This is a genomic window from Streptomyces sp. adm13(2018) (assembly GCF_008042145.1).
GTDB lineage: Bacteria > Actinomycetota > Actinomycetes > Streptomycetales > Streptomycetaceae > Streptomyces.
Genome location: NZ_RDBH01000129.1, coordinates 1,635,882 through 1,656,585, shown reverse-complemented (window position 1 = coordinate 1,656,585; position 20,704 = coordinate 1,635,882). Strand labels below are relative to the sequence as shown.

General features: G+C 72.8%; 19 protein-coding genes and 1 pseudogene. 6 read left to right on the top strand and 14 right to left on the bottom strand.

Features of this window, described 5'->3' with window-relative positions:
- Positions 1-194: 194 nt before the first annotated feature.
- On the bottom strand, positions 195-1,379 hold the full coding sequence (locus EAO70_RS24345; protein WP_148004914.1) for a glycerophosphodiester phosphodiesterase: 1,185 nt from the start codon (positions 1,377-1,379) through the stop codon (positions 195-197).
- A 220-nt stretch (positions 1,380-1,599) separates the two neighbouring features.
- Between EAO70_RS24345 and EAO70_RS24340 the strand changes: the two genes are divergently transcribed.
- Positions 1,600-2,271, top strand: coding sequence for a lysophospholipid acyltransferase family protein (locus tag EAO70_RS24340; RefSeq protein ID WP_148004913.1), 672 nt, complete (start codon positions 1,600-1,602; stop codon positions 2,269-2,271).
- Positions 2,272-2,343: 72 nt separating this feature from the next.
- On the opposite strand, the gene EAO70_RS24335 is transcribed toward EAO70_RS24340, so the two are convergent.
- Together EAO70_RS24335 and EAO70_RS24330 are read right to left on the bottom strand one after the other, a co-directional pair.
- A complete protein-coding gene (locus EAO70_RS24335; protein ID WP_148004912.1) occupies positions 2,344-3,888 on the bottom strand; it encodes an MFS transporter in 1,545 nt (514 codons plus the stop codon).
- Positions 3,885-4,436 (bottom strand): TetR/AcrR family transcriptional regulator, encoded by a 552-nt coding sequence (locus EAO70_RS24330; protein ID WP_148004911.1) that lies wholly within the window; start codon positions 4,434-4,436, stop codon positions 3,885-3,887. The genes EAO70_RS24335 and EAO70_RS24330 overlap by 4 nt, the downstream gene beginning before the upstream one ends.
- Before the next feature lie 85 nt (positions 4,437-4,521).
- Between EAO70_RS24330 and EAO70_RS24325 the strand changes: the two genes are divergently transcribed.
- Entirely contained in the window at positions 4,522-5,031 is a 510-nt protein-coding gene (locus EAO70_RS24325) for an HAD domain-containing protein (RefSeq protein WP_148004910.1), read from the top strand.
- Between the two features lie 55 nt (positions 5,032-5,086).
- Here the strand turns inward: EAO70_RS24325 and argH are convergent, their stop codons facing one another.
- Positions 5,087-6,517, bottom strand: a complete 1,431-nt coding sequence (gene argH, locus EAO70_RS24320) for an argininosuccinate lyase (RefSeq protein ID WP_148004909.1) — start codon at positions 6,515-6,517, stop codon at positions 5,087-5,089.
- Positions 6,518-6,678: 161 nt separating this feature from the next.
- Here argH and EAO70_RS24315 point away from each other — a divergent pair, with 161 nt between their 5' ends.
- Entirely contained in the window at positions 6,679-7,290 is a 612-nt protein-coding gene (locus EAO70_RS24315; protein WP_148004908.1) for a pyridoxamine 5'-phosphate oxidase family protein, read from the top strand.
- A 71-nt stretch (positions 7,291-7,361) separates the two neighbouring features.
- Here EAO70_RS24315 and EAO70_RS24310 read toward each other — a convergent pair whose 3' ends face one another.
- From EAO70_RS24310 to argC, 5 genes are all read right to left on the bottom strand, one after another.
- Positions 7,362-7,892, bottom strand: a complete 531-nt coding sequence (locus EAO70_RS24310) for an arginine repressor (protein ID WP_148004907.1) — start codon at positions 7,890-7,892, stop codon at positions 7,362-7,364.
- Positions 7,893-7,899: 7 nt separating this feature from the next.
- Entirely contained in the window at positions 7,900-9,114 is a 1,215-nt protein-coding gene (locus tag EAO70_RS24305) for an acetylornithine transaminase (RefSeq protein WP_148004906.1), read from the bottom strand.
- Complete coding sequence (gene argB, locus EAO70_RS24300) at positions 9,114-10,052, bottom strand: acetylglutamate kinase (protein WP_148004905.1); 939 nt, start codon at positions 10,050-10,052, stop codon at positions 9,114-9,116. The genes EAO70_RS24305 and argB overlap by 1 nt, the downstream gene beginning before the upstream one ends.
- Positions 10,049-11,227 (bottom strand): bifunctional glutamate N-acetyltransferase/amino-acid acetyltransferase ArgJ, encoded by a 1,179-nt coding sequence (gene argJ, locus EAO70_RS24295; protein ID WP_148004904.1) that lies wholly within the window; start codon positions 11,225-11,227, stop codon positions 10,049-10,051. The genes argB and argJ overlap by 4 nt, the downstream gene beginning before the upstream one ends.
- Positions 11,228-11,315: 88 nt before the next feature.
- Entirely contained in the window at positions 11,316-12,344 is a 1,029-nt protein-coding gene (gene argC / locus EAO70_RS24290) for an N-acetyl-gamma-glutamyl-phosphate reductase (RefSeq protein ID WP_148004903.1), read from the bottom strand.
- Between the two features lie 145 nt (positions 12,345-12,489).
- On the opposite strand from argC, the gene argG reads away from it, so the two are divergent.
- Complete coding sequence (argG, locus tag EAO70_RS24285; RefSeq protein ID WP_148004902.1) at positions 12,490-13,944, top strand: argininosuccinate synthase; 1,455 nt, start codon at positions 12,490-12,492, stop codon at positions 13,942-13,944.
- Positions 13,945-14,135: 191 nt separating this feature from the next.
- Here the strand turns inward: argG and EAO70_RS24280 are convergent, their stop codons facing one another.
- From EAO70_RS24280 to EAO70_RS24265, 4 genes are all read right to left on the bottom strand, one after another.
- Positions 14,136-15,299: a methyltransferase gene (locus EAO70_RS24280; protein WP_187284002.1), complete on the bottom strand. Its 1,164-nt coding sequence runs from the start codon at positions 15,297-15,299 to the stop codon at positions 14,136-14,138.
- 136 nt (positions 15,300-15,435) lie between these two features.
- Entirely contained in the window at positions 15,436-16,011 is a 576-nt protein-coding gene (locus tag EAO70_RS24275; RefSeq protein WP_148004900.1) for a histidine phosphatase family protein, read from the bottom strand.
- Positions 16,012-16,080: 69 nt separating this feature from the next.
- Positions 16,081-16,533 carry a GNAT family N-acetyltransferase gene (locus EAO70_RS24270; RefSeq protein ID WP_187284001.1) on the bottom strand — a complete coding sequence of 151 codons (453 nt, stop codon included), beginning with the start codon at positions 16,531-16,533 and terminating at the stop codon, positions 16,081-16,083.
- A 113-nt stretch (positions 16,534-16,646) separates the two neighbouring features.
- Complete coding sequence (locus tag EAO70_RS24265; RefSeq protein ID WP_148004899.1) at positions 16,647-18,083, bottom strand: PLP-dependent aminotransferase family protein; 1,437 nt, start codon at positions 18,081-18,083, stop codon at positions 16,647-16,649.
- Between EAO70_RS24265 and EAO70_RS24260 the strand changes: the two genes are divergently transcribed.
- Positions 18,082-19,191: a DMT family transporter gene (locus tag EAO70_RS24260; protein ID WP_261993006.1), complete on the top strand. Its 1,110-nt coding sequence runs from the start codon at positions 18,082-18,084 to the stop codon at positions 19,189-19,191. The genes EAO70_RS24265 and EAO70_RS24260 overlap by 2 nt on opposite strands.
- Before the next feature lie 93 nt (positions 19,192-19,284).
- Complete coding sequence (locus EAO70_RS24255; RefSeq protein WP_148004898.1) at positions 19,285-19,485, top strand: DUF1918 domain-containing protein; 201 nt, start codon at positions 19,285-19,287, stop codon at positions 19,483-19,485.
- A 7-nt stretch (positions 19,486-19,492) separates the two neighbouring features.
- On the opposite strand, the pseudogene EAO70_RS24250 reads toward EAO70_RS24255, so the two are convergent.
- Positions 19,493-20,704: pseudogene (locus EAO70_RS24250) on the bottom strand (glycoside hydrolase family 10 protein); the annotation flags it as partial.

Below are 20,704 nucleotides of genomic sequence, written 5' to 3'. Positions count from 1 at the left end.
GTCCGGGTGGGTGCGGGGGTGGTGACGGGAGCGGTGGTGCTCGCGGGAGCGGTGGCGGTCACGGGTGCGGTCATGCACCGGACCATGCCGGGGCACGCGCGGTTGGTTGCGCTTCGGGCGTCAAACCACCCGGGAGGGCGGTGTGCGGGTCCGGTCGGCGGACCCGCACGGGCCGCTCGGGCCGCCCGGCCCGCTCAGTCGCGGCCGGTGAGGTCCGCCGCGCCCAGCAGGGCGGTGTCCGGGTTGTCGGAGAAGATGCCGTCGATCCCCGTCGCCAGGTACCGCTTGAGCGCCCCGAAGGAGTCCCCGTAGGCCGTCGGGTCGGTCCCCCTGCGGAACTCCGCGGGCAGGAAGGAGTTCTCGTTGCGGTGGGTGTACGGGTGGAGGATCAGGCCGGCCCGGTGCGCGTCGCGGACCAGGGTGGTCGGGTCGCCGAGGCGGCCGCCGGCGTCCTTCGGGATCACCAGGTCGAGCGAGGGGCCGATGCCCTGGGCGTACGAGGCGATCCAGCGCAGGCCCTTTGGGGTGACCAGGTCGGCGACGGTGCGCGGGTCGCCCGCCTGGACGAAGTCCCAGGGGCGGCTCGTGGGTCCGGAGAGCAGGACGACACCGGGCGAGTCGACCAGCTTCGCGAGCCGCTGGACGCTGGTCGGCTCGAACGACTGGAGGAAGACCGGGGAGTCGGCGCGGTCGCGGCCGTACCGGCGCAGCAGCCGGGCGAGGCGCTCCTCCAGGCCGAGGCCGAGGCCGCGGAAGTAGGTGGGGTGCTTGGTCTCGACGTGGAGCCAGATCCGGCGGCCCCGGCGGCGGCCCTCCTCCTCGGCCCAGCGGAGCACCTCCTCGAAGGTGGGGATGGTCCAGCGGCCGTCGTACAGGGTGTTCTCCTGACGGACGGCCGGGATGCGCTCCTTGGCCCGGAGGGTCTTCAGCTCGGCGAGCGTGAAGTCCTCGGTGAACCAGCCGGTGAGGGAGACGCCGTCGACGCTCTTGGTGGTCCTGCGGGACGCGAACTCCGGGTGGTCGGCGACATCGGTGGTGCCGGTGATGTCGTTCTCGTGGCGGCAGACCAGGTGTCCGTCCCGGGTGGGGACCAGGTCCTGCTCGATCACATGGGCGCCGAGGTCCAGGGCGTGCCGGTAGGAGCCGAGGGTGTGCTCGGGCCGGTAGCCGCTGGCGCCGCGGTGGGCGATGACGGTGGGGACGGGGAGGGAGCGGTAGCCGTGGCCCCATCCCGCCGCGGCGGACGCGGCTCCGGCGGTGTCCGGCGCCGCCTGTGCCGTACCTCCGGTGGCGAGGGTCGTGGAGGCGCCGAGGACCGTGGCGCCCGCCGCTCCGAGAACCGTGCGCCGGGCCGGGATCCGGCGTTCGCCCTGGGTCATGTGGTGTCCTCCTGTGTCAGGTCCCGCACCTGTCGACGGGTGCCTCCGACGCTAGGCACCGGGGCCCTACGCGCGGCAGACCTACGCCGAACATGGCGGAAACACACGTCAACACTGCGTATCCGGTGGGTGAACCCGATGTGCGCACGGACGTGACCCGCGAGTATCGTCGCCAGCTGCACCGTCAGCTCGACTGACCCGCATCCCACCGGAGGAACCGTTGTCCCGTCTCGCGATCATCAAGGCAGTGCTCGGGCCGGTCATGCGCCTGATGTTCCGCCCCCGCGTGGAGGGCGCCGAGAACATCCCGGGGACCGGTCCCGTCATCCTCGCGGGCAACCACCTGACCTTCATCGACTCGATGATCATGCCGATCTGCCTGGACCGTCCGGTCTTCTTCATCGGCAAGGACGAGTACGTGACGGGCAAGGGCCTCAAGGGCCGGGCGATGGCCTGGTTCTTCACCAGCGTGGGCATGATCCCGGTGGACCGGGACGGCGGCCGCGGCGGTGTGGCGGCCCTGATGACCGGTCGTCGGGTGCTGGAGGAGGACAAGATCTTCTCGATCTACCCGGAGGGCACCCGCTCCCCCGACGGCCGGCTGTACCGGGGCCGTACGGGCATCGCGCGGCTGACGCTGATGACGGGCGCCCCGGTGATCCCGTTCGCGATGATCGGGACGGACAAGATCCAGCCGGGCGGCTCGGGCTTCCCGCGTCCGGGCCGGGTGACGGTCCGCTTCGGCGAGGCGATGGAGTTCTCCCGCTACGACGGGATGGACCGCGACCGCTATGTGCTGCGGGCCGTGACCGACTCGGTGATGGCCGAGGTCATGCGGCTCTCGGGCCAGGAGTACGTGGACATGTACGCCACCAAGGCGAAGGCCGCCTGACGCCTCGACCGTGACGACAGGCCGGTGCCCCGTACAGCCCGGCTGTACGGGGCACCGCCCTGTGCGGGAGCGTCAGTGCTCGACGCCGTCCTCCAGCTTCTGGCCCCTGAGCAGGAACCAGGCCGCGACCGCCGTCGCGAGGAGGACCGCCGCGCCGACGCCCGCCGCGATCCGCAGACCGTCGACGAAGGCCAGCTGCGCGGACGACACCAGGGCAGCCGCCGTGTCCGGGGCGAGGGCGCCGGACGCCTCGACGGCGCCGCCGAGCGACTCGTGGGCCGCCGACGCGACGTCCGAGGGGACCCCGGCCGGGGTGGCGAAGCCCCGGTAGACTCCGGTCACGATCGAGCCGAGGACGGCGATGCCGAGGGCGGCACCCAGTTCGTACGCGGTCTCGGAGACCGCGGAGGCCGAACCGGCCTGGTCCTTCGGGACGCTGGACAGGATCACGTCCGCCGTGACGGTGAAGGCGAACCCGGCGCCCACGCCGACCACGAGGAGCGCGGCGCCGAGCAGCGGGTAGCCGGTGTGCTGGTCGAGCGTCGTGAGAGCGGCCAGCGAGAGGCCGACCGCCGCGAGACCGCCGGCCACCACGGACCGTACGGAGAAGCGCCGGGCCACCACACCCGCGATCAGACCGGCCGTGACCGCGCCGACCGCCGCCGGGAGTTCGGCGAGTCCGGCCTCCAGCGGCTGCCTGCCCTGCACCAGCTGGAAGAACTGGGACAGGAAGAAGACCAGGCCGGAGAGGCCGAGGATGGTCAGCAGGTCGGCGAGCACCGCGCCCGAGAAGCCGCGGTGGCGGAACAGCCGCATGTCCAGGAGCGGCGCGGGCAGGGTCAGCTGCCGGCGGACGAACCAGGTCAGGGCGCCGGCTCCGACGAGGGCGGCGATGCCCGCGTCGGCGGAGAGTCCGTGCGAGGCCAGTTCCTTGATCGCGTATACGACCCCGATCAGGCCGACGAGGGAGAGTCCGACGCTCGGCAGGTCCCAGGGGCCCGGGTTGGGGTTCTTGGACTCCGGGATCAGCTTGATGCCGACGAAGACGAGGACCGCCATCACGGGCAGGTTGATCAGGAAGACCGAGCCCCACCAGAAGTGCTCCAGGAGGAAGCCTCCGACGACCGGTCCGACGGCGGCGCCGGCCGAGGCCATGGCACCCCAGATGCCGATGGCGAGGCTGCGCTCGCGCGGGTCGTGGAAGAGGTTCCGGATGAGGGCCAGGGTGGACGGCATCAGGGTCGCGCCGGCGACGCCGAGCAGGGCGCGCGCCACGATCATCGTCTCGGGGCTGGTCGCGTAGGCGTTCAGCACGGAGACGGCGCCGAAGGCGGTGGCGCCGATCAGGAGCAGCTTCTTGCGGCCGATGCGGTCGCCGAGGCTGCCCATGGAGACCAGGAGTCCGGCGATGACGAAGGAGTAGACGTCGCCGATCCAGAGGAGCTGGGTGCCCGAGGGCTTCAGGTCCTCGGAGAGGAAGGGGGTGGCGAGGCCCAGCACCGTGGCGTCGACCGCCACGAGGAGGACGGCCAGGACGAGGACGGAGAGGGCCAGCCACCGGCCGGGGCGGCGTACGCCCTCGGTATGGTCCGTGGTGTTGAGGGTGCTGGTGGTCACTTCTCCACGCTCCTGCGCGCTCCGCCGAGCAGCAGCTCGACGATCATGTACTGGAAGTCCTTGGCGGCGACCCGGCCGTCCTGTACGGCCCAGGCGCCGGAACCGATGAGCCCGTAGAAGGCCTCGGTGAGCCAGGCGGGGGTCAGGTCGATCCGGAAGACGCCGTCCTCCTGGCCTCGCCGGAAGAGCGCGGAGACCCGGGCGTCGATGCGGGCCCAGCCCTCGTTCTGCTGGTCGCCCTCGAAGAGCTGGTTCTCGGTGACGAGGAACGACAGCAGCGGGGCGAGGTGCTCGACCTCGGTCACGATCCGGCGCACCGCCTCGTCGGCGGGCCCCGTCTCGGGCTCGGCCCGTGCGAGCGCGGCCTCGATCTCGTGCAGTCCGTGGTCTTCGAGCGCCCGCACGAGGGCGTCCCGGCCGGCGAAGTGCCGGTGCAGCGTGGCCCGGCCGATCCCGGCGGACCGGGCGACCTCGTCCATCGTGGCGGTCGCCTTGCGGGAGAGCAGGGCGGCGGCTGCGTGGAGCACCTGGGTGCGATCGACTGACATGAGACGACCATACACCTAATGAGACATCTATGTCTCATTCAATAATTCGACGCCTCACCCGGGGCGGGAACGGAATGCTGTGAACATGACGAAGCCACTGCTGCTGATCGACGTGGACGGGCCCCTGAACCCCTACGCGGCACAGCGCGAGCGACGCCCCGAGGGGTACACGACCCACCGGATGAGGCCGGGCGGCTGGTTCGGGACGAAGCCGCTCCGGGTGTGGCTGAACCCCGCGCACGGGGAGGAGCTGCTCGGGCTGGCGAAGGCGTACGAGCTGGTCTGGGCGACGACCTGGAAGGACGAGGCGAACCACTGGATCGGGCCGCACCTCGGGCTGCCCGCGCTGCCCTTCATCGACTGGCCCGTGATGCACGGAAGGGCCCCTCGCGGGACCTTCTGGAAGACGCAGTACATCCTGGAGTACGCGGCGGGGCGGCCGTTCGCCTGGGTGGACGACGACATCACCCCGTACGACGGGGAGTTCGTGGAGCAGAACCACCTCGCCGCCGCCCTGCTGCTGCACGTCGACCCCCGGTTCGGACTGCTCCGGCCGGACTTCGACGCGCTCGCGGACTGGGCGGCGGCGCTGTGACGCCCCGAGGGGGCGGGTTGGTTCTGTGACGCCCCCGAGGGGGCGGGTTACTTCTCTACTTCTGCTTGGCGGTGGCCCAGGCGTGCTGGATCACCAGGTCGGCCTTAACCTCGACGAGCTGGACGGCGACCGCGGAGGGGGCCGTGCCGCCCCGGCCGCTGCGGGAGGCGAGGGCGCCCGGGACGTTGAGGACGGTGCGCACCTCGGGGGTCAGGTGCTCGGAGATCTTGGCGAACTGCTCGTCCGTCAGCTCGTCGAGCTCCTTGTCCTCGGACTCGGCGACCTTCACGCACTCGCCGGCGACCTCGTGGGCGACCCGGAACGGCACACCCTGCTTGACCAGCCACTCCGCGATGTCGGTGGCGAGGGAGAAGCCGGCCGGGGCCAGCTCCTCCATGCGCTCCCGGTGGACGGTGAGCGTGGCCATCATGCCGGTGAAGGCCGGCAGCAGGACCTCCAGCTGGTCGCAGGAGTCGAAGACCGGCTCCTTGTCCTCCTGGAGGTCGCGGTTGTAGGCGAGCGGCAGCGCCTTGAGCGTGGCGAGCAGACCGGTGAGGTTGCCGATCAGACGGCCCGACTTGCCCCGGGCGAGCTCGGCGATGTCCGGGTTCTTCTTCTGCGGCATGATCGACGAGCCGGTGGAGAAGGCGTCGTGGAGGGTCACGAAGGAGAACTCCTTCGTGTTCCAGATGATGATCTCCTCCGCGATCCGGGACAGGTTGACGCCGATCATCGCGGTGATGAAGGCGAACTCGGCGACGAAGTCCCGGGAGGCCGTGCCGTCGATCGAGTTGCCGACCGAACCGCGCTCGAAGCCCAGGTCCCTGGCGACCGCCTCCGGGTCGAGCCCGAGCGAGGAGCCGGCGAGGGCGCCGGAGCCGTACGGGGAGACCGCCGTGCGGGTGTCCCACTGCCGCAGCCGCTCGGCGTCCCGCGAGAGGGACTGCGCGTGGGCCAGCACGTGGTGGGCGAAGAGCACCGGCTGGGCGTGCTGGAGGTGCGTACGACCGGGCATGGCGACGTCCGGGTGCGCCTCGGCGAGGCCGACGAGGGCGTCCTGGAGGTCGGCGACCAGGCCGCCGATGATCCGGGCGTGGTCGCGCAGGTACATCCGGAAGAGGGTGGCGACCTGGTCGTTACGGGACCGGCCGGCCCGGAGCTTGCCGCCGAGGTCCTGGCCGACGCGCTCCAGGAGGCCGCGCTCCAGGGCGGTGTGGACGTCCTCGTCCGCGATGGTGCCGACGAGGGTGCCGTCGGCGACGTCCGCCTCCAGCCGGTCGAGGCCCGCGAGCATGCGGGTCAGCTCGTCCTCGGTGAGCAGCCCGGCCGTGTGCAGCACGCGCGCGTGGGCACGGGAACCGGCGATGTCGTACGGCGCGAGGCGCCAGTCGAAGTGCACCGACGCGGACAGCTTCGCCAGGGCCTCGGCGGGCCCGTCGGCGAACCGTCCGCCCCAGAGCCGCACATCACCGTTGTTGCTGCTCACACCTGCTCCTCAGTCTTCGCGACCATCGATATGCATGAGTATGCAGAACTCTGCATGATTCGTCAATCCGGCGGGGCCGGGCCCGGCGCGGCGGCGCTGGGGCCGACCACGGAGCGGAACGCCGTCGCGCCGGGCCCCGCCGGTCGGAAAGAATCCGGAACATGGGAAAAACGTACGAGCGGATCGACGGACGTCTCCGTGCCTTCATCGAGGCCCAGCCGGTGTACTTCACCGCGACCGCTCCCCTCTCCGGGGACGGTCATGTCAACCTCTCCCCCAAGGGCCGCCGCGGCACCCTCGTGGTGCTCGACGAACTCACCCTCGCCTACGTCGACTTCGGGGGCAGCAGCGCGGAGACCGTCGCGCATCTGCGGGAGCCGGGCAACGGGCGGATCACCCTGATGTGGACGGCGTTCTCCGGGCCGCCGACCGTCGTGCGGGTGCACGGGACCGGAGAGGCGGTGTTCCGTGACGACCCGCGCTGGGCGGAGCTGTTCGCGCGGTTCCCCGCGGAGGCGGTCGAGGGCCAGGGCAGCGCGCGGGCGATCGTCCTCGTGCACGCGCGGCGGGTCAGCGACGCGTGCGGGTTCGCGGTCCCGCTGATGGAGTACCAGGAGGACCGGGGGATGCACGCCGAGTACTTCAACCGGAAGACCGACGAGGAGTTCAACGCGTACTGCGAGCGCAAGGACCACATCGGGACCAGCCTCGACGGGCTCCCGGCGATTCCGCTCCCCCTGCCGCCGCAGCCGCCGGCACGCACAGCCGGTTAGCCGCGTCCCTCGCCGTCGGAACGCGCAGTGGTCCGACGGCGGTCACACGCTCCTGCGGTACTGAGGACCGGCTACTGCTGCGCGAGCTTCAGCAGGTGGTCGGCGAGGGCCTGGCCGCCCGCCGGGTCGCGGCTGATGAGCAGCAGGGTGTCGTCCCCCGCGATCGTGCCGAGGATCGCGTGGAGTTCGGCCTGGTCGATGGCCGACGCGAGGAACTGGGCGGCGCCCGGCGGGGTCCGCAGGACCACGAGGTTGGCGGACGCCTCGGCGGAGATCAGCAGTTCGCCGGAGAGGCGCCGCATGCGCTCCTCCTTCGCGGACTCGCCGAGCGGTGCCTGCGGGGTGCGGAAGCCCCCCTCGCTCGGCACCGCGTAGATCAGCTCGCCGCCGGTGTTGCGGATCTTCACCGCGCCCAGCTCGTCGAGGTCGCGGGAGAGCGTCGCCTGGGTGACGCTCAGCCCGTCGTCCGCGAGGAGCTTGGCGAGCTGGCTCTGCGAGCGCACCGGCTGCCGGTTGAGGATGTCGACGATCCTGCGGTGGCGTGCGGTGCGGGTCTGCGGAACGGACGGCCCGCCGTGCTCGTTTTCCTGCGCGTCGGTCATCGTCGTCTCATTCTCCGGTTCGTCCTTGCCCGTTCGCCACGTCGAGGACTCCCGGCAGCGCCTGGAGGAAGGCGTCCGCCTCGGCGTCGGTGAGGAGCAGCGAAGGCATGATCCGTACGACATCGGGGGCGGGCGCGTTCACCAGGAGGCCGGCGTCCTGAGCCGCCTGCTGCACCTGGGGTGCGAGGGACTCCGTGAGCACGATACCCAGCAGGAGGCCCGCACCACGGACGTGGGAGACCAGCGGGTGCCCGAGACCTTCGATTCCCTGCCGCAGCCGCTCGCCGACCGCCTTCACGTGATCGAGGGCCGCGTCGGCGCCGAGGGTGTCGAGAACGGCGATCCCGGCGGCGCAGGCGACCGGGTTGCCGCCGAAGGTGGTGCCGTGGTGGCCGGGTCCGAAGAGGTCGGCCGCGGGGCCGAAGGCGACGGTGGCGCCGATCGGGAGGCCGCCGCCGAGTCCCTTGGCGAGGGTGACGACATCGGGGTCGACGCCCTCGTGCGCCTGGTGCTCGAACCACTGGCCGCAGCGGCCGATGCCGGTCTGGACCTCGTCGAGGACGAGGAGGGTGCCGGTGGCGCGGGTGATCTCCCGGGCCGCCTTGAGGTAGCCGGCGGGCGGGACGACGACGCCGTTCTCGCCCTGGATCGGCTCGATGATCACGAGGGCGGTGTCCTCGGTGACCGCGGCGCGGAGCGCTTCCACGTCCCCGTAGGGCACATGTGTCACGTCGCCGGGCAACGGCAGGAACGGGGTCTGCTTGGCGGGCTGCCCCGTGAGGGCGAGGGAGCCCATGGTGCGGCCGTGGAACCCGCCCCGGGTGGCGACCATGTGGGAGCGGCCGGTGAGCCGGCCGATCTTGAAGGCGCCTTCGACGGCCTCGGCGCCGGAGTTGCAGAAGAAGACCTTGCCGGGTCGGCCGAAGAGGGCGAGGAGCTTCTCGGCGAGGGCGACGGGCGGCTCGGCGACGAACAGGTTGGAGACGTGGCCGAGGGTGCCGACCTGCCGGGTGACGGCCTCGACGACGGCCGGGTGGCCGTGGCCGAGGGCGTTCACGGCGATGCCGCCGACGAAGTCGAGGTACGCATTGCCGTCGGCGTCCCAGACCCTGGCGCCCTCGCCGCGGACGAGGGGCAGCCGGGGGGTGCCGTAGTTGTTCATGAGCGAGCCCTGCCACCGTGCGGTGAGCTGCTCGTTCCCGGTCTGCGTGGTGTCGCTCATCAGTCCCCCAGTCCGTCCGGCACGACCATCGTGCCGATGCCCTCGTCGGTGAAGATCTCCAGCAGGATGGAGTGCGGGACCCGGCCGTCGATCACGCGGGCCGTGGTGACCCCGTTCCGCACGGCGTGCAGGCAGCCCTGCATCTTGGGGACCATGCCGCTGGAGAGCTCGGGCAGCAGCTTCTCCAGCTGGCTCGCGGTGAGCCTGCTGATGACCTCGTCGCTGTGCGGCCAGTCCTCGTAGAGGCCCTCGACGTCGGTGAGGACCATCAGGGTCTCGGCGCCCAGCGCCGCAGCGAGAGCCGCAGCCGCCGTATCAGCATTGACGTTGTAGACATGTCCGTCGTCCTGGGAGCGTGCGATGGAGGAGATGACCGGGATGCGGCCGTCCTCCAGGAGGGCCCGGATCGCGCCGGTGTCGATGGCGGTGATCTCGCCGACGCGTCCGATGTCGATGTGCTCGCCGGCCACGAAGGGGCGGTGCCGGGTGGCGGTGATGGTGTGGGCGTCCTCGCCGGTGAGACCGACGGCGAGCGGGCCGTGCTGGTTGAGCAGCCCGACGAGTTCGCGCTGGACCTGGCCGGCGAGGACCATCCGTACGACGTCCATGGCGTCCTCGGTGGTGACCCGGAGGCCCGCCTTGAACTCGCTGACGATGCCGTGCCGGTCGAGGGCGGCGCTGATCTGGGGGCCGCCGCCGTGCACGACGACGGGCTTGAGGCCGGCCTGGCGCAGGAAGACGACGTCCTGGGCGAAGGCGGCCTTGAGGTCCTCGTCGATCATGGCGTTGCCGCCGAACTTGATGACGACCGTCTTGCCGTTGTGCCGCGTGAGCCAGGGCAGGGCCTCGATGAGGGTCTGCGCCTTGGGGAGCGCGGTGTGCTTCCGGGTGGTGCTCTCGGGGTGCTCGGAGCCCTCGGGGGCCTGGGGGTCGCTCATGAGGAGTACGCGCTGTTCTCGTGGACGTAGTCGGCGGTGAGGTCGTTCGCCCAGATGACGGCGGACTCGGTGCCGGCGGCGAGGTCGGCGGTGACGGTGACCTCCCGGTAGCGCATGTCGACGAGGTCGCGGTCCTCGCCCACGGAGCCGTTCTTGCAGACCCAGACGCCGTTGATGGCGACGTTGAGCTCGTCGGGCTCGAAGGCCGCCCGGGTGGTGCCTATGGCGGAGAGCACCCGGCCCCAGTTGGGGTCCTCGCCGTGGATGGCGCACTTGAGGAGGTTGTTACGGGCGATGGACCGGCCCACCTCGACGGCGTCGTCCTCGGTGGCGGCGTTGACCACCTCGATGCGGATGTCCTTGCTGGCGCCCTCGGCGTCGCCGATGAGCTGGCGGGCGAGGTCGTCGCAGACCTCGCGGACGGCGGCGGTGAAGTCGTCCCGTCCGGGGGTGGTGCCGGAGGAGCCGGAGGCGAGGAGGAGGACGGTGTCGTTGGTGGACATGCAGCCGTCGGAGTCGACCCGGTCGAAGGTGACGCGGGTGGCGGCGCGCAGGGCGCTGTCCAGGCCGGCGCTGTCGACGTCGGCGTCCGTGGTGAGCACGACGAGCATGGTGGCGAGGCCGGGGGCGAGCATGCCCGCGCCCTTGGCCATGCCGCCGACCGTCCAGCCGCCGCCGGGGCCTTCCCTGGTGACCACGGAGGTCTTGTGGACGGTGTCGGTGGTCTTGATGGCGATCGCGGCCTTCTCACCACCGTGCGGGGACAGTTCGGCGGCGGCCTTCGCGACGCCGGGGAGGAGCTTGTCCATGGGGAGCAGGAGACCGATGAGGCCGGTGGAGGCCACGGCCACCTCGCCCGCGCCGACCTCCGCGCCCGCGGCGCTGAGCACCTCGGCGACCTTCTCGGCGGTGGCGTGGGTGTCCTGGAAGCCCTGGGGGCCGGTGCAGGCGTTGGCCCCGCCGGAGTTGAGGACGACGGCGGTGAGCTCGCCGTCGGCGAGGACCTGCTGGGACCAGACGACCGGGGCGGCCTTGACGCGGTTGGAGGTGAAGACGCCCGCGGCGGCGCGGCGGGGCCCGGTGTTGACCACGAGGGCCAGGTCCGGGTTGCCGTTCTCCTTGATCCCGGCGGCGATGCCCGCTGCCGTGAACCCCTTCGCTGCGGTGACACTCACTGTGTTTCTCCGTTCGCTTCTCCGCCCGCGCAGCGCGGAGGTGCGGGGCTCGTCGTCGTCTGCGGACCGGTGGCTGCGCGCGCGTCGCTCACGGCGCCACTCCGATCGTGGAAAGTCCGATGCTCTCGGGGTAACCGAGAGCGATGTTCATGCTCTGCACCGCGCCGCCGGCGGTGCCCTTGGTGAGGTTGTCGATGGCGCTGATCGCGATGATCCGGTTCGCCGCGGCGTCGTACGCGACCTGTACCTGGACGGCGTTGGAACCGTAGACGGAGGCGGTCGCCGGCCACTGCCCCTCGGGGAGCAGGTGGACGAACGGCTCGTCCGCGAAGGCCTTCTCGTACGCGGCCCGCACGGTCTCGGCGGTGACGCCGGGCTTCGCGGTGGCGGTGCAGGTGGCGAGGATGCCGCGGGGCATCGGCGCGAGGGTCGGCGTGAAGGAGACGGTGACCCGCTCCCCGGCCGGTCCGCTGAGGTTCTGGATCATCTCGGGGGTGTGCCGGTGGCCCCCGCCGACGCCGTAGGGGGACATGCTGCCCATGACCTCGCTGCCGAGCAGGTGCGGCTTGGCCGCCTTGCCGGCGCCCGAGGTGCCGGAGGCGGCGACGATCACGGCCTCCGGCTCGGCGAGCCCGTTCTCGTACGCGGGGAAGAGCGCGAGGGAGACGGCCGTCGGGTAGCACCCGGGCACCGCGACCCGCTTGGAGCCCTGGAGGGCGGCGCGGGCGCCGGGCAGTTCGGGGAGGCCGTAGGGCCAGGTACCGGCGTGCGGGGAGCCGTAGTACGTCTCCCAGTCGCCGGGCTCCTTGAGCCGGAAGTCGGCGCCCATGTCGACGACGAGGACGTCCGGGCCGAGCTGTTCGGCGACGGCGGCGGACTGGCCGTGCGGCAGGGCGAGGAAGACGACGTCGTGCCCGGCGAGCTCGTCGGCGGTGGTGGGCACGAGGACACGGTCGGCGAGCGGCAGCAGGTGGGGCTGGAGGGCCCCGAGCCGCTGGCCGGCGTTGGAGTGGCCGGTCAGGGCGCCGATCTCCACGTGGGGGTGGGCGAGAAGAAGACGCAGGAGCTCTCCACCCGCGTATCCGCTCGCACCCGCCACTGCTACTCGTACCGTCATCGAAACCCTCCTCATGGATGGCATGACTATACGTGGCGCCGCAGTTTTATGCAACGACGGGCGGGCAGGCGGGAGGGCCACCCGATTCCGGTGGTCCCGCGACGCCCCCTTTGCATGACCATGCGAGATGATGCATACTCTTCCCATGTCCAAGGTCCTCACCTCCCTGCCCGCCGGCGAGCGCGTCGGCATCGCCTTCTCCGGCGGCCTCGACACCTCCGTCGCGGTCGCATGGATGCGCGACAAGGGCGCCATCCCCTGCACCTACACCGCCGACATCGGTCAGTACGACGAGCCCGACATCGCCTCGGTGCCCGGTCGTGCCAAGACCTACGGTGCCGAGATCGCGCGCCTGGTCGACTGCCGCGCCGCGCTGGTCGAGGAGGGGCTCGCCGCACTCACCTGCGGGGCGTTCCACATCCGCTCCGGCGGTCGCGCGTACTTCAACACCACGCCGCTCGGCCGCGCCGTCACCGGCACCCTCCTCGTGCGGGCGATGCTCGAGGACAACGTCCAGATCTGGGGCGACGGCTCGACCTTCAAGGGCAACGACATCGAGCGGTTCTACCGCTACGGTCTGCTCGCCAACCCGCACCTGCGGATCTACAAGCCCTGGCTGGACGCGGACTTCGTGACGGAGCTCGGCGGCCGCAAGGAGATGTCGGAGTGGCTCGTCGCCCACGACCTCCCCTACCGCGACAGCACGGAGAAGGCGTACTCCACCGACGCCAACATCTGGGGCGCCACCCACGAGGCCAAGACGCTGGAGCACCTCGACACCGGCGTGGAGACCGTCGAGCCGATCATGGGCGTCCGCTTCTGGGACCCGTCCGTCGAGATCGACACCGAGGACGTCACGATCGGCTTCGCCCAGGGCCGGCCGGTGTCCCTCAACGGCAAGGAGTTCGCCTCCGCCGTCGACCTCGTCATGGAGGCCAACGCCATCGGCGGCCGCCACGGCATGGGCATGTCCGACCAGATCGAGAACCGGATCATCGAGGCCAAGAGCCGGGGCATCTACGAGGCCCCCGGCATGGCCCTGCTGCACGCCGCGTACGAGCGGCTGGTCAACGCCATCCACAACGAGGACACCCTCGCCCAGTACCACAACGAGGGACGGCGCCTCGGCCGGCTGATGTACGAGGGCCGGTGGCTGGACCCGCAGGCCCTGATGGTGCGGGAGTCGCTCCAGCGCTGGGTCGGCGCGGCCGTCACGGGCGAGGTGACCCTGCGGCTGCGGCGCGGCGAGGACTACTCGATCCTCGACACGACGGGCCCGGCGTTCAGCTACCACCCGGACAAGCTGTCCATGGAGCGGACCGAGGACTCGGCCTTCGGGCCGGTGGACCGCATCGGCCAGCTCACCATGCGGAACCTCGACATCGCCGACTCCCGCGCCAAGCTGGAGCAGTACGCGGGCCTCGGTCTGCTCGGCACCGACAGCCCCGCCGTCGGCGCCGCCCAGGCGGCCGCGACCGGGCTGATCGGCACCCTCACGGAACTCCCCGAGGGCGGCGCGGAGGCCATCGCGTCCCGCGGCGAAGCCACCGACGAGGACGAGATGCTGGACCGTGCCGCGATGGAGTTCGGCACCGACTGACCCTCCCCCGTCGGACACCACGCGCTCGGCTCCCCCGTCGCGCACCCGTGCCCGACACCCCCGGAAGGCCGGCTCGACGACCCCCGCGTCGAGCCGGCCTTCTCCGTGCCCGCGCGGCCGGGCGCATGACGAGGGGGCACGGCCGGTCGGCCGCGCCCCCTCGTCGACGTCCCGGCGGCTCCGGGCGGGCCTCAGGCCTGTCGTACCGCCCGCAGGACCACGAACTTGGCGTCGCTCGCGACCAGTTCGCTGTTGCCGAAGATCCGGCGGAGGGTGACGTGGTAGCCGAGGTGGCGGTTGCCGATGACCCACAGCTCGCCGCCCGGCCGCAGCGCGCGCCGCGCGTCGGAGAACATCCGGCGGGCCGTGCGGTCGGTGGTGGCCTGGTGGCTGTGGAACGGCGGGTTGTTGAGGACGAGGTCCACCGAGCCGTCGGGCACGTCGGCGAGGCCGTCGCCGACGAGGAACTCGGCCTTGCGCCCGGCGCCCACGTGCGTACGGAAGTTCTCCTCGGCCGAGGCGACCGCCTGGTACGACTCGTCGGTGAAGATCAGTTCCGCGTCGGGCTCGTGGAGCGCGACGGCGAGACCGACGACGCCGTTGCCGCAGCCGAGGTCGGCGACCCGGACGCGGCCGATGCCGCCGGGCAGGTTCGCCAGGAGGAAGCGGGTGCCGATGTCGAGGCGGTCGGCGCAGAAGACCCCGGCCTGGTTGGTGACGGTCAGACCGGGCAGCCCGGGGGCCGGGGTGTCGGCCGGCAGGTCGTAGCGGTGCGGCCAGGGGTTCGGGCGCGGGGTGMGCGACGGGTCGGGCGTGGTGTGGATCAGCCGCGCCTTCTTCACCGCGAGCGAGGTGCGGGTGGGGCCGAGGATCCGCTCGAAGAGCCGGAGGGTGGAGGTGTGGATGTCCTTGACCATGCCGGTGCCGAGGATCACGGTGCCCTCGTGCACGGCGGGTGCGAGCCGGTGCAGCTGGTCCTCCAGGAGCGCGAGGCTCTTGGGGACCCGGACGAGGAGGACGTCGATCCGCTCGGGCGGCGGGTCCTGGGTGGTGAGGAGCCGGACGGAGTCCCGGCCGGCCCCGGCGCGCGCGAGGTTGGTCCGGGTGGCCCGCCGTCCGAGGTACGAGTCGGAGATCTGGACGAGCTCTCCGGGGCCGGCGGCCTGGAGGGCGGTGACGAGGGCTCCCCAGCGGTCGCCGAGGACGGCGACGGTGCCGGACAGGTCGGTGCCCTCCTCGGCCAGTCTGCCGAGGAGGTACTCGTCGGACGCGTCCCAGGCGCGCAACTGGTCGCGCGGGTCCTCGGGATGGCGGGTCAGCGTGAAGGCGCCCCATGACGTGGTCAAACGGTTCATCGTGCTCTCAGGCTAGCCGGTCCCGGCCGGTCCCCGCCGCCGCCACGTGCCGATCGCCGTCACGCCCCGGGCCCGCCACGCGCCGGTCGCCGACCCCGCCACCCCTCCCGACGCCGCCACCTGCCGATCGGGCCGCTCAGCGGAGGGCCGTGTCGAGCTGGAGGTGCCAGAGACCGGGGCGGCCGGTGAGGGTGACGGTGGAGAGCGGGCGGACGTCGACGTTCCAGTAGGTGGCGGGCGGCGCCTTCAGCGCGTACACGAGGGCGGCCCGCACCACGGAGGGTTCGGCGACGGCGACGATCTCGACGTCGTCGGCGGGGCGGGTGTCGAGCCAGTTCCCTATCCGGGTGATGAAGGCGAGGAGGGGTTCGCCGCCGTGCGGGGCGGTACGGGCGTCGGTGAGCCAGGCGTCGACGGCCCCCGGTTCGAGGGCGGCGACCTCGGCGAGCGTCAGACCGCGCCAGCGGCCCATGTCGCAGTCGCGGAGCGCGGGCTGGGCCAGCGGGGCGTAGCCGAGGGCGGTTCCGGTGGCGCGGCTGCGCGGAGTCGGGGAGCAGTAGCGCAGTTCGGCCGCGCCGAGGGGGATGAGCGCGGGCGCGGCCTGCTGCACCTCGTACCAGCCGGCCTCGTCCAGCGGCCGGTCGTCCTCGAAGCGCTCGGCGAGCAGGGAGGAGCTGCGTCCCGCCGTGACGAGCGTCACCCTAAGACCCATGGCCGCGATCGTGAGGCCGGAGGCTCCGCAGGTCAAGGGGTCATTCGCCGGGGCCGGAGGGGCTCCGGCTCACTGCTGCCCGAGAGCCATCCACTTGTCCGGATTCTGGAGTGGCGTGAAACCGACCTTCTCGTACACGCCGTGCGCGTCGGCCGTGGCGAGCATGATGCGGCGCAGCCCGTACGGCGCGAGCCGGTCGCGGACGGCGGTGACGAGCGCCGTGCCGAGGCCGGTGCCGCGGGCGGGGCGGTCGACGTAGACGTCGCAGAGCCAGGCGAAGGTGGCGTAGTCGGTGACGACGCGCGCGTAGGCGGCCATCTCGCCGGTCTCGCGGTGGTAGGCGCCGAGGTTGAGCGAGCCCGCCATGGCCCGGTCCTGCTTCTCCCGAGGTCGGCCGTGGGCCCAGTAGGAGTCGGTGGACAGCCAGTGGTGGACCCGGGCCGCGTCGATCCGTGCGGCGTCGGCTGAGATCTCGTACGCCCCGTGCATGACGGGGGCGTCGGTGGCTGCGCTGTCGCTCATGCGCGCAGCGTTCCAGTGACTCGGGGGGTTTGTCAGGTGAATTTGCCGGGGCCTCGGATGCGGCGGGCCGACGCGGGCGGGGGCCGCTCCCCCGCCCGGCGGGCCGCCCGCGCTCAGGCGGCGAGCTCGTCGAACGCGGTACGCAGCCGGCGCACGCCCTCCGCGATCTCCGTGGGGCCCGCGACACCCGCGAAACTCAGCCGGATGTGGCCGGCGGGCGGTTCGGCGCAGAAGTACGGGCGGCCGGGGGCCGCGGCGACCCCGGCCCGCAGGGCCGCGGCGTGCAGCCCCGCCTCCGGGACGCCGTCGGGGAGCCGGAGCCAGAGGTGGTAGCCGCCGTACGGGACGTGCGGCAGGCCGAACGCGGGCAGCCGGTGGGCGAGGGCGCCGGTCAGCAGGTCCCGCCGGCTCCTCAGCTCCTGCGCGACGCCCCTCAGGTGCCGGTGCCAGGCGGGTGAGCCGACGAGTTCGAGCGCGGCCTCCTGGAGGGGGCGCGGTACGAAGAAGCTGTCGACGACCTGGATGGCGCGGAGCCGCTCCAGGACGGGGCCACGGGCGGCGAGGGCGCCGACGCGCAGACTCGGCGAGGTGGCCTTGGTGAGGGAGCAGACGTGCACGACGACGCCGTCGGGGTCGTCGGCGGCGAGCGGTGCGGGGAGGGTCGGCGCGCCCTCGTGGACGAGCCGGCGGGCGAAGTCGTCCTCGACCACGAAGGCACCGGCGGCGCGGGCGATACGGAGCACCTCGCGGCGCCGCTCGGGTGCCAGAACCGCCCCGGTGGGGTTCTGGAAGAGCGGCTGGCAGACGAAGACGCGGGCGCCGGTGGCCCGGAACGCGGCGTCGAGCAGCTCGGGGCGGACGCCGTCGGCGTCGACCGGCACCGGGACGGGGCGCAGTCCGGCGGCGCGGGCCACCGCGAGCATGCCCGGGTAGGTGGGCGACTCGACCAGCACCGGTGTGCCGGGCGGCGCGAGGGCGCGGAGGGCCGTGGTGATGGCGGACTGGCCGCCGGCGGTGACGAGGAGGTCGGCGGCGGTGACGCTGCCGCCGATCTCGCGGGCGAACCAGTCGCGCAGCTCGGGGAGGCCCTCGGTGGGCGGCCTGCCCCAGGCGCCGGGCCCGCGGCCGGCACGGGCGAGCGCGCCGGCGAGGGCCTGTTCCGGCTGGAGGGACGGGTGGAGGTACCCGCCGTTGAACTCGACCACGCCGGCTGGCGGGGCGGCCAGGGTGACGAGGACGCCGGAGGCGTCGACGGCCCGGGGGACGAGTTCGGTGGCGGTGTCGGCGCTGAGGGCGACCTCCTGCCAGGAGGTGTCGCCCGTGGCGGGGGCGGCGGTGCGGGGCTCGGCGCGGAAGGCGCCGGCGCCGGGACGGGTGACGACCAGCCCCTCGGCGGCGAGCTGCGCGAGCGCCCGGGTGACGGTCACCGGGGAGACCCGGTAGCGCTCGACGAGGGCGCGACTCGACGGCAGCTTTCCACCAGGAGAGTAGCGGTCGAGCTCCACCCTCAGGGACTGCGCCAGCTCTGCGACACTGCTACGCTCACTCATGAGAGCAAAGAATAGCGCTACTGCCTCCAGGACGATAGCGGTCACCACGACGGACGGACGTCCCGCGGGCCGCGGGGCCACCGCGGGGAACGCCACCGCCCAGCCGACGGACGGCATGACCGCCGCCGCGGACGGCCCACCGGGAAGCACCGCGGGAGCCGGCGGCGCGAGAAGCACCGTGGTGGCCGGCAGTGCCGGCAGTGGCGCGGCACCCCGGACCTCCGGCGGCGCGCCCGCCGCGCCCGCCGACCCTCTCCCCCGCGGCACCCTGCTCGCCGCCCTCGGCGTGGTCGCCTTCTCGCTCACCTTCCCGTCGACCGCCTGGGGCCTGGAGAGCTTCGGCCCCTGGTCGCTCGTGGCCGTGCGCTCCACCCTCGCCGCCCTCGTCGCGGGCGCGTTCCTCCTCGCCGGCCGGGTACCGCTGCCGGACCGGCGCCACTGGGCCGGCCTCGCCGTGGTCGCCGGCGGTGTCGTCGTCGGCTTCCCGCTCCTGACGACCCTGGCCCTGCAGACCTCGACCACCTCGCACGCCGCCGTGGTCGTCGGCCTGCTGCCGCTCACCACGGCCGCGTTCGCCGCGCTGCGGACCGGACGCCGGCCGTCCCGGACCTTCTGGTGCGCGGCCGTGTCGGGCGCTGTCGTCGTGCTCGCCTTCACGGTCCAGCAGAGCGGCGGAGCGGTGTCGCGGGGCGACCTGTACCTGTTCGGCGCGCTGGTGGTCTGCGCGGCCGGGTACACCGAGGGCGGCCGCCTCGCGCGGCTCATGCCGGGCTGGCACGTCATCGGCTGGGCGCTGATCCTCTGCCTGCCGCTGATGGCGGTCGGCTCGGCCGTGGCGCTCTCCCTGGAGCCCGTCCACCTGAACGCCCACGGTGTCCTCGGCCTGGCCTGGGTGGCGGTCGGCTCCACCTTCTTCGGCCTGTACGTCTGGTACCGGGGCATGGCCTCGATCGGCATCCCCCGGGCGAGCCAGCTCCAGCTCGCGCAGCCGCTCCTCACCCTGGTCTGGTCGGTCGCGCTGCTGGGCGAGACCCTGCCGCTCGCCGCGCCGCTCGCGGCGGTGGCGGTGCTGGTCTGCATCGCGGTGACCCAGCGGTCGGGGAGCTGACGCCGCCGGCCCGGCGGACCGGAGCGATCCGGGACACAATGGCAGACAGAGGTACGGAACAGCACAGGCCCGGTCGCGAGGAGGTCATCCCCGATGCAGGCGAACGTGGGCGACACACTGCTGGTGCACGGCCGGACCGTCGGTCACCACGACCGTACGGCCGAGGTCCTTCAGGTACTGGGGGAGGACGGCACGCCCCCGTACCGCGTCAAGTTCGACGACGGCCACGAGGCCCTGATGTCCCCGGGTCCCGACACCGTCGTACGCCACCACCCCGAGGCGGGCGCGGGCTGAGTCCGGATCAGCCCCGCCCCGGCGCCCGGGCCCCGGTCGGGTAGTGGTCCGCCACCACGGCGGACATGGCCCCGATCCGGGTCCCCCCCGACCTCCCGCGCCGCGAAGAAGCAGTGCCCGCCGACCCCCGGGTGGGCGGCGGCCAGGTCCAGGTGGCGTGACAGCTCCCGCGGGTCCTGCCAGGCGGCCGGCTGGGCGGGGTCACCCGCCTTGTAGAGCGCCTCGCCGATGTACAGGTCGACGCCGGTTCCCCGTACCACCCTGTCCCACCAGGGCAGCAGTGTGGCGTAGTCGGCGGCGGGCAGGCCGATGTGCCAGTACAGCTGGGGCATCACGTAGTCGATCCAGCCCTCGCGGATCCACTTCCGGGTGTCGGCGTGGAGGTCGTCGTATCCGGCGACCCCGGCCCGGGTGTCCGAGCCCTCCGGATCCCGGTCACTGTTCCGCCAGACCCCGAAGGGGCTCACGCCGAAGGCGGTGCCCGGCGCGACGGCCCGGATCCGCTCCGCCGTCTCCGAGACCAGCAGGTCGGTGTTGTGCCGGCGCCAGGACGCCCGGTCGGGGAACTCCCCGCCGTACCGCGCGTAGGACGCGTCGTCGGCGAAGACCTCCCCGGCCACCGGGTACGGATAGAAGTAGTCGTCCCAGTGCACGGCGTCGACGTCGTACCGCCGTACCGCGTCCAGCATCGCGTCCTGGGTGAACCGCCGGACCTCGGGCAGCCCGGGGTCGTAGTACAGCTTCCCGCCGTACGGCAGCACCCACCCGGGATTGACCCGCGCCGGGTGGCCGGCCGCGAGCCGGCCCGGGTCGGTGTGGTTGGCGACCCGGTACGGGTTGAACCAGGCGTGCAGTGCCAGCCCTCGCGCGTGCGCCTCCTCGACGGCCGTGCCCAGCGGGTCCCAGCCGGGGTCGCGGCCCTGGGTCCCGGTGAGGTACTCCGACCACGGCTCGTACGGCGAGGGCCAGAACGCGTCGGCCGTCGGCCGGACCTGGAGGATCACCGCGGTGAGCCGTCGTGCGACGGCGGTGTCCAGGTGGGCGAGGAGTTCGGTGCGCTGCGCCTCGGCGGTCAGGCCGGGCCGGGAGGGCCAGTCGCGGCAGGAGACCGTGGCGATCCACACACCGCGGAAGCCGGGCCGGGCGGCCGGCAGGTCCCGGCCCCCGGGTGCGGCAGCGGTCGCCGTCGCGGTATCCGCCCGCCCGTCCGCTCCCGCGC

Excerpts from the sequence above, each read along its gene's own strand:
- EAO70_RS24345 (WP_148004914.1), bottom strand. The coding sequence starts at position 1,379 with ATGACCCAGGGCGAACGCCGGATCCCGGCCCGGCGCACGGTTCTCGGA.
- EAO70_RS24330 (WP_148004911.1), bottom strand. The coding sequence starts at position 4,436 with ATGTCAGTCGATCGCACCCAGGTGCTCCACGCAGCCGCCGCCCTGCTC.
- EAO70_RS24325 (WP_148004910.1), top strand. The coding sequence starts at position 4,522 with ATGACGAAGCCACTGCTGCTGATCGACGTGGACGGGCCCCTGAACCCC.
- EAO70_RS24315 (WP_148004908.1), top strand. The coding sequence starts at position 6,679 with ATGGGAAAAACGTACGAGCGGATCGACGGACGTCTCCGTGCCTTCATC.
- EAO70_RS24310 (WP_148004907.1), bottom strand. The coding sequence starts at position 7,892 with ATGACCGACGCGCAGGAAAACGAGCACGGCGGGCCGTCCGTTCCGCAG.
- EAO70_RS24305 (WP_148004906.1), bottom strand. The coding sequence starts at position 9,114 with ATGAGCGACACCACGCAGACCGGGAACGAGCAGCTCACCGCACGGTGG.
- argB (WP_148004905.1), bottom strand. The coding sequence starts at position 10,052 with ATGAGCGACCCCCAGGCCCCCGAGGGCTCCGAGCACCCCGAGAGCACC.
- argC (WP_148004903.1), bottom strand. The coding sequence starts at position 12,344 with ATGACGGTACGAGTAGCAGTGGCGGGTGCGAGCGGATACGCGGGTGGA.
- argG (WP_148004902.1), top strand. The coding sequence starts at position 12,490 with ATGTCCAAGGTCCTCACCTCCCTGCCCGCCGGCGAGCGCGTCGGCATC.
- EAO70_RS24275 (WP_148004900.1), bottom strand. The coding sequence starts at position 16,011 with ATGGGTCTTAGGGTGACGCTCGTCACGGCGGGACGCAGCTCCTCCCTG.
- EAO70_RS24270 (WP_187284001.1), bottom strand. The coding sequence starts at position 16,533 with ATGAGCGACAGCGCAGCCACCGACGCCCCCGTCATGCACGGGGCGTAC.
- EAO70_RS24260 (WP_261993006.1), top strand. The coding sequence starts at position 18,082 with ATGAGAGCAAAGAATAGCGCTACTGCCTCCAGGACGATAGCGGTCACC.
- EAO70_RS24265 (WP_148004899.1), bottom strand. The coding sequence starts at position 18,083 with ATGAGTGAGCGTAGCAGTGTCGCAGAGCTGGCGCAGTCCCTGAGGGTG.
- EAO70_RS24255 (WP_148004898.1), top strand. The coding sequence starts at position 19,285 with ATGCAGGCGAACGTGGGCGACACACTGCTGGTGCACGGCCGGACCGTC.